The following is a 12,959-nucleotide window of genomic DNA, read 5'->3' as shown; positions in this document are numbered from 1 at the left end:
CTTAGCTAAAATAATACTTTATTTAAATATTTTATTTATTATGGAATAATTTTTCTTCACTTACCGAGCAACAATGAATCATCAATACAATGAAACTCAGCAGCAGCGTGTTTAAGCACATCGGCAGTAAGGTATTCAGCGCCATACACATCGCAAGGAATGTGGTAGTTGTGTGCTAGGTGGCCAAGCAATAAGGCAAAGTCACCATCGCCGGAGAGCAAAATCATTTTATCGAGTTGTTTTGCATGCTCAAGCATATCAATCGTGATACCAACATCCCAATCCCCTTTTGCGCTCCCGTCGCGGCGTTGAATAAAAGGTTTAAGTTTTACCTCAAAGCCAATCGCACGGAGAATATTTTGAAACTGAGACTGTTTCTCATCACCGCGATAAATTGCATACGCAATCGCGCAATCAATCTGATATCGTTCGCTCATTTTCGCCCAGAAGGCATTGTAATCAAAATTCTTTTTATAGCTCTCTCTGCAGGTATAATAAATATTCTGCACATCAACAAAAATGCCGACTTTTTGCTTATCAACTGCTTGCATACTGATTCTATTCTTAGTGGTTTGATCACACTGTAGCATATCTTGGTTGAAATTTACGAAAGAGTAACCTAAATTGGTTACATAAAACAAAGTAACCGAATTTGGTTACTTATCGCGATGTAACCGAATCAAGTTACTTTAAAAAGGAAATCCATAATGATAGCGGTGATCAGTGGTGATTTAATTAAATCACAAAAAATCCCCCAGCAAGAATACGACGCGATGCTGTATCAGCTTGATCAGAGTCTACGCTTTATTGCTAATCGGTTCGACGCTGACTATACCATTTACCGCGGCGATGCTATGCAACTGCATCTAGCGACGCCTGATACAGTATGTTGTGCGGCGATACTTTTATATTTGCAAATGAAAGCCGCTAATTATGAGCTCAGACAAAGCCTGGCCATTGGAAAGGTTGATAATCCACGGGCTGATATAAAAACAGCCACAGGCAGTGCCTATACTCTATCTGGGCGGGGGTTAGATAATATGGGCCATCAACGACTCACTTTACAAATCGACAATCAGCCCCTTGACGAGGGTTTTTTACTCAATATTGAACTAATTGAAGTATTACTTGAAAAAATGAGTCAAAAACAAGCAAATGCGTTGTTTTATTATTTAACAGCAGAACACAACAATCATGCCGAACTTGCTAAAGAACTCGCAACAAGCCGAGCCAATGTCACAAAACTTTTAAATTTAGCTCACTACCAATTAATTGAACGTTTTATGCAGTACAGCCAAACCACACTCAAAGGAATGACAACATGAGTTTTTCATTACTTATCGTAAGCTTAATTTTAGCGCATTTAATTGCCGACTTTTACTGGCAACCCATGAGCTGGGTGCATGACAGAAATACACGCCACTTTCGTGCCAGTAAACTTTACTTACACGTGCTCACCCACGGTGTTAGCTCATTTTTGGTGCTATTACTTTGGGAGTTTAATTATGGTTGGCAAGCACTTTCAAGCGTCGTTATCGCCACGGCAGTAATTATGGTTACACACTATGTAATCGACCTTGCTAAATCTTACTCAAGTAAAGGCGTGGTTCCTTTTATTGTCGACCAACTTACACATTTAGTTATCTTGTTATTACTGGCTATATGGTTAAGCGACAACGATGAGTTTTTTACACATAGCTGGGAATGGTTGATGCAACCGGCAACATTATGGGTGCTGTGTGGCTATTTATTGGTTTTAAATCCAACAGCGGTGTTTATTCGCATGATGTTAGAGCGCATCACATCTGGCTTTAGCGCCACTGGCAGTTTACCAGCCGCAGGACAAAGTATTGGCATGCTTGAGCGCGTATTAATGCTAACATTTATCTTACTGGACCAATTTGCAGGCGTTGGCTTTTTACTTGCAGCAAAATCCGTATTCCGCTTTGGTGATTTAAGTGCCAGTAAAGATAAAAAACTGACTGAATACGTTATGCTCGGTACCTTACTCAGTGTCAGCATGACTTTATTCATTGGCTTAGCGGTTAATTACCTCAAAGCAGTGTGACTTTGCAGACCCATAAAAAAACGCGCCAAAATAGGCGCGCTTTTTATTAATCAACCGATAAATTAGCTGTTATTTGAGCCACCGTTTTTAGGGCGACGTTTGCGTTGAGCATTCCCCCCTACAGACTGACGCTTAGCCCATGGGCTTTGTGTTTGCTCGTCACTTCCTTTAGTGGCATTAGATTTTTTTCCCGAACCACCACGGCGTGGACCTATGCCACTGCCATTGCTATTTGGTTTTTTACTATCCGACTTCGGCTTAGAAAACGGCTGTTTGGCTTTTTTCGGCTTTTTAGGTTTAATTGGGCGTGCATCAAGCTCTCTTTCAGGCACGGGATTGCTTGGTTCAAACCCTGCTTCAGTCGCGCGCGGGATCAATTCACCAATAAAACGTTCAATACCGTATAGATCAATGGCATCCTCGGCTGTCACAAACGAAATAGCATGCCCAGAAGCACCTGCACGACCAGTTCGACCAATTCGGTGTACATAATCTTCGTACACATTCGGCAAGTCGTAATTGATAACGTGCGGCAGCTCAACAATATCAAGCCCTCGGGCTACGATATCTGTGGCAACTAATACGCGTACTTCGCCATTTTTAAAACCTTCAAGCGCTTTAACACGCGCACCTTGCGATTTATTACCATGAATAGCCGCGCCCACAATGTCATCACGCTCTAACTGTTTAACCAAACGGTTAGCACCGTGTTTGGTACGGCTAAAAACTAATACCTGTTGCCAATTGTTGGTACGAATCAAATGGCTCAATAGGGCTGTTTTTCTTGACTTATCAACCGCGTAAACCGATTGTGACACAGATTTTGCGGTGGTGTTTTTAGCTGCTACAGAAATCTCGACTGGGTCGTTAATAAGTCCCTTTGCTAAGGCACGTATTTCATCAGAGAACGTCGCTGAAAACATCAAATTTTGACGCTGCGTAGGTAACTTCGCAATGATACGTTTAATATCGTGAATAAAGCCCATATCAAGCATACGGTCGGCTTCATCAAGCACTAACACTTCTAAGGTATCAAACTGGAGCGCATTCTGATTATGTAAATCCAGTAAGCGTCCCGGTGTTGCAACTAAAATATCAACACCTTTACGAAGGCGCATCATTTGCGGGTTAATTTTAACGCCACCATACACCACAAACGAACTAATATTAGAATGCTTAGCATATTCTTCTACGTTTTCGCTCACTTGTAATGCAAGCTCACGTGTAGGTGCAAGCACAAGCGCGCGCACGCGATTTCCACTTGCCTTTTTGCCTTTGGCTAAACGCTCGATTAACGGTAAAGTAAAACCTGCTGTTTTGCCTGTACCGGTTTGCGCCGCGGCCATCACGTCTCTACCCGCTATAATCGCAGGGATCGCTTGTGTTTGAATAGGCGTAGGTGTTTCATAGCCTTTTTCTAAAACTGCATTAACTAAAGACTGTGATAATCCTAAGCCATCAAAACTCATAGTGTCTCTCAAATTCAAAAAGTCAGCTGAATTGCCGAAGTGCGCGCATTATACCTATGATAGCCAATAATGCATGGAATTATTTTATAACGGCGATTTATTGGTATGTGTATTAAAGACGAAAAAAGCGGCCTGAGCCGCTTCTTTCTAGTCGTTTGCTTTTACTTAACGCCTAGCTCACGTAAACGTTCTTGTAAATAACTATCGGCAGTATAGCGCTCAGACAATACAACATCTGGACGCGGGTGAAGGAATAACGGTAACGAAATGCGTGATTTCGTTGACGCTTTACCCGTTGGGTTGATCACACGGTGAATAGTCGATGGGAAGTAACCACCTGACGCTTCTTGTAACATGTCACCAATATTGATGATCAGGTTACCAAAATCACACGGAACATCTAACCAACCGCCATCTGTTGTTTGTACTTGCAAACCTGGTTCGTTCGCTGCTGGTAAAACCGTTAATAAGTTAATATCGCCATGTGCAGCGGCGCGAATCGCACCCGGCTCTTCATCACCCGTCATGGGGGGGTAATGTAAAATACGTAAAAGTGTTTGCTCAGAGTCTGCAATCATATCTTTAAGATCGATAGAAAACTTAGCACGCACGTCTTCTGGTGCTTCAGCTTGAACCCAGCTTAAAAGTGTGGCTGCAAACTCATTGGCTAAGCGATAGTACTCACGAATTTCTTCTTCTAATTGTGCGGGCACTCGGCCTTTAGGATAAACGTGGTAGTACTCTTTAATATCTTTTACGGTAAAGCCTTTTGCAACTTCAGACACAGACGGCGGGAAATAACCATCTTGTGTTTCTTTTGAGAATAAAAACGCATGCTTTTGCTCAGAATTAAAGAATTCTTGCCAATTTTTATAGATTGATTCAACTAATGACTGAGGAATTGGGTGATTTTTTAATACACCGAAACCTGTGTTTCTTAGTGACTCAACAAATTGAGCGGCCGCATCGCTCGCTTTATAATCAACGGTAGGTAAATGTTGCATTGTCTTTTCCAGTGAATAAGGTTCTAGAAGTCTGTGCTAAGCATAGCATTTCTTCATTATAGCGCTTCGCGAGGATAGAGAAACGCAGTTAAAAATATAAGGACTTATGTCCTCCCCTACAAGCTGAGTTCCTGAAATTTGACACAGATCAACTAAACTTTATCGACTATAATACACACGCTAGAACGCACTTTAATGTGCTTATTTAGATACGTTTCAACGTAAAAGGATTGTTTATGTTCGCCAGGCTTCACCTTGTACTTTTCAGCTTACTAATGCTACTCGGTCAATATACCTTTGCAGTAGAACAGACAAGCTATAAGGTTGAAAATATTAAAGACAATATATACCGCTTTAGTGCCGGCCATTACCACAGCGCCTTTATGATCGTTGATAAGGTTGCATTAGTGACTGACCCACTCAATAGTGATGCCGCAAAATATTTAAAAAGTTATATAAAGAAAACGTTTAACGCCGACATTAAATACATGGTGTACAGCCATAGCCATGTTGACCATGCCATGGGCGGTAATGAACTCATTGATAAAAACACCACCGTCGTTTCTCATAAGTTTGCCGATGACGACCTAAGATTGAATAAAGTGCCGACAGCCCTGCCTGATCTGACATTTACCGATACACTCAAAATCGAATTAGGTGATAGTTACGTGCTTCTTAATTACTACGGGCCAAATAATGGCCGAGGTAATGTCAGTATGCGTTTTATGCCAGCTAATGTACTTTACGTTGTTGATTGGATTGTACTTGGCCGCATGCCTTATAAAAACCTCATAGGGTACGATATTAACGGAATGCTCTCTTCCACAAAGGCCATTCTTAATGAGCCACCTTTTGCTGTGTTTATAGGTGGGCACGCTGATACTGGCAACCGCGATGATGTGGTGTCTTACTTACACTATATTGAAGACTTACATGCAGCCGTTCGCGATGGCATGTTAGCAGGCAAAAAACTCTCAACCTTACAAAAAGAAATTACTTTAGAGAAATACAGCCATTTAAAAATGTATCAACAATGGCTGCCACTAAATATAGAAGGTGTGTATAACAACCTCGTTGAGATGGGATATTTTAATTTCCGCAGCGATATTGATGCCCAGTTTTAACTGAATATCAAAAATAATTAATAGCGTGATAAAAACGCATCGAGCTCTTTGCGCATACGCTCGACCAGTACTTTTGGACCACCATCATACATATCATTATGGCGAGAACCTGCCATTGTTACTTGTGTAACAGGGTATAAAGCCAACTCTTGCTGTGTGAGCAATACGTTGTCATCTGCAGGGTAGTCACTGCCGCGTAGCGTAAGCACAGCAATGTTTTTATTACGTGGTATCAGCATACGACGATGATCAAGGGTGATCACTTTACTCACTTTCGCTGGGTAAATAGCGGCATACAAGGCTGCAATATCGCCGCCATTTGAATGCCCAAACAAGGTTAACTGGTTAAAATCATACGCAGGATAACGCCCTTTAAGTTCATTCACTAAAAACACCAGCGTTTCTACACCGCGATGCCAATTTTCCATCCGTGTCGTCATGTAAGGCGGCTCAGGATTTAAACTTGGGTCACCGTTTAATTCATGCGCAACTTCAACCGTTAAATAGCCATGCTGATGAAAAACCTGCTGCGCAAATTGATAATCTGTATGCGCCATACCGTAACCTGCGCCAATAAAAACAACGGGGCACTTTTTCTGCGCGGTGCATTTACTATCGGTAGGCGTTATCGTCACTGAAATATGGCGCGATCGTTGGGTATCAAACAAAACCTCAGTTTCAGTAGCAATGGCTCGCTGTCCAAAAAGCGTAAACGCTAATAACAAAGTTATTTTTCTTAGAGTCAACACTTTCTACTGCTCTAATTTATATTCTAAACTGCGTTTAACCATCGGCCACTCGCCATCAATAATTGAAAACACCACCGTGTCACGCACATGCCCATCGGCCATTACTTGGTGGTTTCGAAGTACACCGTCTTGTTTAGCCCCTAAGCGTGCAATAGCATTGCGTGATGCCAAATTGTGCCAATGAGTACGAAACTCTACAGCAATCACATGCAGGGTTTCAAAAGCATAACTAAGCAGTAACTTTTTGCATTCGGTATTGACGGCTGTGCGCTGAAAGCGCTTGGCATACCAAGTATAACCAATTTCTAAACGGCGGTTTTTAGTATCAATATTACAAAAACGGCTTGAGCCGATAACCTCGCCACTTTGCTGGTCTATAACTGCAAATGGTAATGCTCGGCCCTGAGCTTGTTGCTCAAATGCCATGGTTAAATAATCATCAACACGCTCTTCATTGGGCACAGAGGTAAACCATAATTTCCACAACTCGCCATCTGCGGCTGCATTTACAAGTGCATCACGATGCGCTGGTGTTAATGGCACTAATTTAATAAATTTTCCTTCCAAGGAGGTGGGACTTAAATTCATGACTTTCCTTAATCCTATTAGTAATGGTACTTAATCCACCAGCTCTATATCGAGCCCGGCGAGTAAGTCCAAAGCTGCATAACGCTCGAATTTAGCTTTACTTATATTATTAGCGGTTATATCAATAGCAAAATGGCTGGCACCAATAAAATTAGCTTTACTGAGGTTGGTTTGTTGAAACACGCTGTCACGAAAATCAGTATCAGTAAAATCAGCAGATGATAAATCCGCATGCCTAAAATCAACATCTTTAGCAAAACAGCTGCGCATTTTTAAGGCCTTTAAACTGAGTTCAAAAAAGCTGCTATGGCTAAGTTCACAGCCAATAAAACTCACAGGGGCACGGGTGGCAAGCAGCGGCCAATCAACATCTGTAAAGCGTACACTGTTTAATTTACACGCTTTAAAGCTCACCTCTTCAAGTGAGGTATACTTGAGCCCAAGCGCCGCTAAATTACAGTTTTTAAACTCGCATTCTATAAACCGACAGTTTTCAAACTGGCTGTGGCTAAAGTCACAGTCGATAAATTCGCATTGCTCAAATTCGCAATGCGAAAATGTTTGCCCTGCTAGGTTTACTTCAAAGGTGTGTTCAAAATAAAGCGAATGGCTTGTGATCACGCGCTCGTCTCAATATCTTTTTTAAGCGCCAGTACAGCAATAAATACCAGACCAAATAAAGGCATTAAACCTAACAAACCACCGATAATAGCGACAATGATAGGGGTTGTCGTTTTACGTTTACCGAGGTAATAACTCATTACAGCAAAAAACGGAACTAAAATAAGCATTAAGTAATTAATAAAGCTGGCGTTTATATTCATACCCACTCCTTGAAATACACCATATAAAAATTAATTTAAACACAAAAAAGCCCTAAGGGGTACACCTTAGGGCTTTCATTAAAGCTTATAATTCAGTTTATTAAGAATTACTCAGCGTCTTTTGCAACCACATTAATCGCAAGCTCTGTTAACGAATCCGCATTAGCTTTGCTTGGTGCATCTGTTAATAAACATGATGCTTGCGTTGTTTTAGGGAATGCAATTACGTCACGAATGTTATCAGTGCCACATAGCAACATCACTAAACGGTCAAGACCAAACGCAAGACCTGCATGCGGTGGTGTACCGTATTTTAGGGCGTCAAGTAAGAAACCAAACTTGTCTTGTTGCTCTTGTGCATCAATACCTAAGATTCTAAACGCTGTTTCTTGCATGTCGGCGTTGTGAATACGTACTGAGCCACCACCTACTTCATAGCCATTCAATACCATGTCGTATGCATCAGAGATTGCTGCGGCAGGGTTTGCCTCTAGCTCTGCTGGCGAAATTTCTTTTGGAGCCGTGAATGGGTGGTGAACCGCATGTAATGTACCTTCGTCGTCTTCTTCGAACATTGGGAAGTCAACAACCCATAGCGGTTTCCAGCTATCAAGGTTTGTAATACCTAAATCAACACCAATCTTAAGACGTAGCGCACCCATTGCTTCGTTAACCACGTTGCGTTTGTCTGCACCAAATAGAATGATATCGCCCGATTGCGCATTAGTACGCTCAAGTAATTGGTTAATCACGTCTTCATTTAAGAATTTAGCGATTGGTGATTGTACACCTTCAACGCCCGCAGCACGGTCGTTAACCTTCATCCATGCAAGGCCTTTCGCCCCATAAATACCGATGAATTTAGTGTAGTCGTCAATCTGCTTGCGAGAAAGCTCTGCACCGCCTGGTACAGTTAACACGGCAACACGGCCTTTTTCGTCGTTTGCAGGGCCTGAGAAAACTTTAAATTCAACGTCTTTGACTAAGTCAGCAACATCAACAAGTTGCATTGGGTTACGTAAATCTGGCTTATCTGAACCGTATAAACGCATTGCTTCGCTGTAAGGCATGACAGGGAAGTCACCTAAATCAACGTCAAGCAGTGATTGCCACATTTCACGGATCATTTTTTCTGTCATCGCACGAACTTCATTAGAGCTCATGAATGACGTTTCTAAATCGATTTGTGTGAATTCTGGCTGACGGTCAGCACGTAAATCTTCGTCACGGAAACATTTAACAATTTGATAGTAACGGTCAAAACCCGACATCATTAGTAATTGTTTAAATAACTGTGGCGACTGAGGCAATGCATAAAAGCTGCCTTTGTGCACACGGCTTGGTACTAAGTAGTCACGCGCACCTTCTGGTGTTGCTTTTGTAAGTACGGGTGTTTCGATATCTAAGAAACCATTGTCATCTAAGAAACGACGCACAAAGCTGCTCGCTTTTGCACGTAGTTTAATACGGTCACTCATTTCAAGACGACGTAAATCTAGGTAACGGTATTTTAAACGGCGCTCTTCAGAGTTTTGCTGATTAAAATCAAGAGGTAATGGCTCTGAACGGTTGATGATAGTTAAGCTTGTGCCTAAAATTTCAACTTCACCTGTTGCCATGTCTTTATTTACTTGGCTTTCAGGGCGTGCGCGAACAACACCTTTTAACTGCACACAAAACTCTTGGCGTAGTTTATTCGCAGTGTCCATTAATCCTTCTACTTCAGGATCAAATACCACTTGAACGAGCCCTTCTCTGTCACGCAAATCGACGAAAATAAGTCCACCAAGGTCACGGCGTTTATTGATCCAACCACATAGTTCAACTTCTTGATCTACGTGAGATTTATTTAGCTGTCCGCAATATATAGAGCGCATAGTATTCCTGTCAGTTAAAGACTTATAGCCGCCTGCTCTTAAGAGTTCGCTATTTTGAGAGCAAAAGCCACTATACAAAGTAATCATTTAAGGCTGAGCATTATACCCAAACCATCTCAAAATGCGAGTACCAGCAGTGCGCCAAGAAGCCTAAATATGCGCACTGACTTCTGAGCATTCATTTCTTTTGTTACACTACGCGCAGTTTAAATTTATTGGTTGATTTAATGCTGTACTTAGGTTGTCCGCAGTGGTCTAGCACCGCATGGAAAGGAAATTTACTCTCTAGTCACTGTAAAAGTGCCGACATGCTCAACGAGTACGCGCACACCTTCAATTCGGTTGAGGGCAATACCAGCTTTTATGCTGACCCAAGTCACGAATCATTATTACGCTGGTGCGATGCTGTACCCAACGACTTTAAATTCACCTTTAAATTTCACCGACGCTTTAGCCATGAATTACAACTCACCAATATAAACAATGAGCTAAATGCATGGCTGACCCTGTTTGAACCTATTTTTGCCAAAACTGGGCAAATTATGTTGCAGTTACCAAGTGCCTTTGGCCCTAATGCTCTGCCCCTGCTGACTAATTTTATTGCCCAGTTACCCAAACACCTCAATTATGGTGTTGAAGTACGCCATCCCGCGTTTTTTCAAAAAGGTGATGCTGAAATTCGCCTTAATCAGCTACTAATTGAAAACAACATTAATCGCATAAGTATGGATACACGGGCTTTATTTGCAGTGCCCGCAGAAACAGATGCATTGATTGATGCGCAAAAGAAAAAGCCTTATTTGCCTGTACATGCTATAGCAACGGGCAGTAATCCGATGCTGCGCTTTGTGATTGCAAGCCTTAACCATGAATACAAATCGTATTACCAACCTTGGCTTAAAAAAATAAAACAATGGCTTGAGGAAGGTAAATCACCGTATGTGTTTTTTCATACCGCCGATAACCGCGAATCGCCACTATTGGCGAGGCAATTTTGCCAAGATTTAGGTTATAATCACCCGGTACTCGCGCCTTTTACAGGTGAGCGAGAAGCCAGCCAAAGCAGTTTATTTTAATTTCAGAGTGCATATGAAAGACTACAGCCGTTATTTTCAAGGTTACCCGCCCCATATCGTTGACCAAGTATTACAGCTTTTTAGTAATGACAAAGCCGCACAGTATTTAAAAGGTAAATACCCTGACGCGCATAACATCACCAGTGATAAAGCCTTATACAATTATGCAACCGAGCTTAAAAAACGTTACCTTAAAAACGCCCTGCCTTTTGGTCGTGCCGCGTTTAAAAAACAAGGCGATATGGTCACCAATGCGTTAGGTACGCATACTTTTCGTATGCAAGGCAAAACGCGTAAGCACGACCTAGCCATTAACAGCGACTTACTATGCGCACCAGAGCCGTTATTAAAAGCATTGGTTGTTCACGAACTTGCACATTTTAAAGAAAAAGATCATAACAAAGCGTTTTATCAACTCTGTTGCCACATGGCGCCGCAATACCATCAACTCGAGCTTGATTTAAGAATATTCAGTGTGTTGGTAGGTGAAGGGAAAAATCCGTACTGAAGCTATCTGCTAAACTTCAGTAACCTCAAACCTTCTTTGCCCTATCAGCTGCCCTGATTCGGTAACCACTTTAACGACCCATTTTCCTGCGGGATTAGCAGGGAAATTCGTTTTGTGGCTCCATGCTCTATAGCCTTCTTTACGACCGCCGGAAATATCCAGGGCTATGCGTTCAACTTCTTTACGATTATGCACCCAAACATGGAAGACTTTTTCATTTAAACCTCTTGGGGCTTTAACTGCGCTAAAGCTGTATAGACCTTTTTGATGTAAATCATACTCGGTTAACTTTTGGATAGGCTCTATTGGTTTACGGGCTTGTTCATCAAGCTGATACGACACGCTCATATCGGTTAAACGCAGTGCCGCAGGCGGCACAAAGCTACGTAATTGCCAAAGCCCGGCACTTAAAGCGCAAAGCAATAGCACCAACAGCGGGAAACGCCACCATTTTGCATTCGGCATCAAATTGCCAAGACTTGGAATTGTTAAAATAACAGCCGTGATCAGCGCAATTTCAAAACTTTGACTGGTCGTTAATTTTAATAAAATAGGTAAGGTAACCGACAACACGACAAACAAAGAAAAGCTATGAAACACACTAAACCAGACACTGTGCCTTGCGAGCTTTTTGTAATAGAGGGGATCAACAACAGAAACGAACGCACAAAGAATGATTAAGGCGGTAAACGCAGCCTGACCATGATCCCAGGTTGTCACCGCTAAGAAAAATGGTAAAGCAAAAAACAGGCTTTCTTGCTGCACAACTTGCAGCGCAAAGCGCATCACGTTGGGCGACACCGCCACACCAAAACGCTCCTCTACTTTATCTCTTAGCCAGTTATCTATTAACAACCACAACCAAGTGACTAATAACAAAATAGAGATAAGTTGCGAAAACGATTCTTTTCGCTCAACAAATACATAGCTTGCCACACCACTGCAAAACGCTAACACCGCCATCAACCCCGGCCGCTTCTGCATCATGAAAACAAATTTAGTTATAACGTTTTTTAAGTAATTCATGCAGTCATCAAATCCTTTTTAGGCTTTGTGAGTAAAGCATAAATTAGATGAATGTAGGCTTTAAAACGAGCTTTTAGTTCAAAGCTGTAAGATATTTAGATAAAGTTAACGAGCATCGAGTATTTTTTCTAAAAGGAACAAATGAAATGTTATATAGAGTCTTGATAATACTTTTATTACTTTTTAAGTGTACAACTGCGAATGCTTTTGAAGATTATAACTTTCTAAATGGTGAATGGACTTGCAAGATGAAATCAGTATTAGAAAACGATGCAATACTTGAAGTTGATAGCCACATAACTACTTCAATTAAAAATTTAAACTCATACGCAAAAAGCTTTTTTAAAATTTATTTTAAGCAAAACCCTGATTTGGCCTCTATTATCTCTGTTGAATCGTCAGAAAAAATGGATTTTGAGGGTGATATCATGATCAGCTTTGATTCTAAAACCCATAAAACAGATTTAATCAAAGATGAGCTAAATATCTTTTCACCAGAATCTGTGAAAAGCTTTACTCGAGGGCCTTCAGTGACAGTTAAATCAAAAATTCAAAAGATAGACGATGAGACTATTACGTTAATTGGGATCCCTGCTAAAGATGTTATCAATTGCTTTAAAGCACAAAAAAGCGCGGTCTAAACCGC

At 41.4% G+C, this 12,959-nt stretch carries 15 protein-coding genes; 6 read left to right on the top strand and 9 right to left on the bottom strand.

Going from position 1 to position 12,959, the window contains the following annotated elements:
* Positions 1-56: 56 nt before the first annotated feature.
* Positions 57-551, bottom strand: coding sequence for a LabA-like NYN domain-containing protein (locus D0907_RS06600; protein WP_118844193.1), 495 nt, complete (start codon positions 549-551; stop codon positions 57-59).
* Positions 552-707: 156 nt separating this feature from the next.
* On the opposite strand from D0907_RS06600, the gene D0907_RS06595 reads away from it, so the two are divergent.
* Positions 708-1,325 carry a hypothetical protein gene (locus tag D0907_RS06595; protein ID WP_065979348.1) on the top strand — a complete coding sequence of 206 codons (618 nt, stop codon included), beginning with the start codon at positions 708-710 and terminating at the stop codon, positions 1,323-1,325.
* Positions 1,322-2,068 (top strand): DUF3307 domain-containing protein, encoded by a 747-nt coding sequence (locus D0907_RS06590; RefSeq protein ID WP_118844192.1) that lies wholly within the window; start codon positions 1,322-1,324, stop codon positions 2,066-2,068. Before D0907_RS06595 ends, D0907_RS06590 begins: the two co-directional genes overlap by 4 nt.
* 62 nt (positions 2,069-2,130) lie before the next feature.
* On the opposite strand, the gene D0907_RS06585 is transcribed toward D0907_RS06590, so the two are convergent.
* Positions 2,131-3,537, bottom strand: coding sequence for a DEAD/DEAH box helicase (locus D0907_RS06585; protein WP_036969351.1), 1,407 nt, complete (start codon positions 3,535-3,537; stop codon positions 2,131-2,133).
* A 161-nt stretch (positions 3,538-3,698) separates the two neighbouring features.
* Positions 3,699-4,541, bottom strand: coding sequence for an isopenicillin N synthase family dioxygenase (locus D0907_RS06580; protein WP_036969353.1), 843 nt, complete (start codon positions 4,539-4,541; stop codon positions 3,699-3,701).
* A 236-nt stretch (positions 4,542-4,777) separates the two neighbouring features.
* Here D0907_RS06580 and D0907_RS06575 point away from each other — a divergent pair, with 236 nt between their 5' ends.
* Complete coding sequence (locus D0907_RS06575) at positions 4,778-5,665, top strand: MBL fold metallo-hydrolase (RefSeq protein WP_208706591.1); 888 nt, start codon at positions 4,778-4,780, stop codon at positions 5,663-5,665.
* A 17-nt stretch (positions 5,666-5,682) separates the two neighbouring features.
* On the opposite strand, the gene D0907_RS06570 is transcribed toward D0907_RS06575, so the two are convergent.
* From D0907_RS06570 to aspS, 5 genes are all read right to left on the bottom strand, one after another.
* Positions 5,683-6,414 carry an alpha/beta fold hydrolase gene (locus tag D0907_RS06570; protein ID WP_036969357.1) on the bottom strand — a complete coding sequence of 244 codons (732 nt, stop codon included), beginning with the start codon at positions 6,412-6,414 and terminating at the stop codon, positions 5,683-5,685.
* Positions 6,415-6,417: 3 nt separating this feature from the next.
* Positions 6,418-7,002, bottom strand: coding sequence for a GNAT family N-acetyltransferase (locus D0907_RS06565; RefSeq protein ID WP_036969359.1), 585 nt, complete (start codon positions 7,000-7,002; stop codon positions 6,418-6,420).
* A gap of 30 nt (positions 7,003-7,032) precedes the next feature.
* Positions 7,033-7,623: a pentapeptide repeat-containing protein gene (locus D0907_RS06560; RefSeq protein ID WP_231387321.1), complete on the bottom strand. Its 591-nt coding sequence runs from the start codon at positions 7,621-7,623 to the stop codon at positions 7,033-7,035.
* The gene (locus D0907_RS06555) at positions 7,620-7,826 is read right to left on the bottom strand and encodes a hypothetical protein (protein ID WP_036969362.1); all 207 of its coding nucleotides are present in this window, start codon (positions 7,824-7,826) and stop codon (positions 7,620-7,622) included. Before D0907_RS06555 ends, D0907_RS06560 begins: the two co-directional genes overlap by 4 nt.
* A gap of 107 nt (positions 7,827-7,933) precedes the next feature.
* Positions 7,934-9,703: an aspartate--tRNA ligase gene (gene aspS / locus D0907_RS06550; RefSeq protein WP_036969365.1), complete on the bottom strand. Its 1,770-nt coding sequence runs from the start codon at positions 9,701-9,703 to the stop codon at positions 7,934-7,936.
* 227 nt (positions 9,704-9,930) lie between these two features.
* On the opposite strand from aspS, the gene D0907_RS06545 reads away from it, so the two are divergent.
* Complete coding sequence (locus tag D0907_RS06545) at positions 9,931-10,779, top strand: DUF72 domain-containing protein (RefSeq protein ID WP_118844191.1); 849 nt, start codon at positions 9,931-9,933, stop codon at positions 10,777-10,779.
* Between the two features lie 13 nt (positions 10,780-10,792).
* The gene (locus tag D0907_RS06540; RefSeq protein ID WP_118844190.1) at positions 10,793-11,287 is read left to right on the top strand and encodes a M48 metallopeptidase family protein; all 495 of its coding nucleotides are present in this window, start codon (positions 10,793-10,795) and stop codon (positions 11,285-11,287) included.
* Between the two features lie 9 nt (positions 11,288-11,296).
* On the opposite strand, the gene D0907_RS06535 is transcribed toward D0907_RS06540, so the two are convergent.
* Complete coding sequence (locus tag D0907_RS06535; protein ID WP_162898031.1) at positions 11,297-12,313, bottom strand: DUF5924 family protein; 1,017 nt, start codon at positions 12,311-12,313, stop codon at positions 11,297-11,299.
* A 248-nt stretch (positions 12,314-12,561) separates the two neighbouring features.
* Here D0907_RS06535 and D0907_RS06530 point away from each other — a divergent pair, with 248 nt between their 5' ends.
* Positions 12,562-12,954, top strand: a complete 393-nt coding sequence (locus D0907_RS06530; RefSeq protein ID WP_143474495.1) for a hypothetical protein — start codon at positions 12,562-12,564, stop codon at positions 12,952-12,954.
* The last annotated feature ends 5 nt before the right edge of the window (positions 12,955-12,959 follow it).

Source organism: Pseudoalteromonas lipolytica (assembly GCF_003515105.1).
Taxonomy (GTDB): domain Bacteria; phylum Pseudomonadota; class Gammaproteobacteria; order Enterobacterales; family Alteromonadaceae; genus Pseudoalteromonas; species Pseudoalteromonas lipolytica.
Note: the sequence above shows the minus strand (reverse complement) of the source record. Positions and strands in the feature narration are given on the sequence as shown.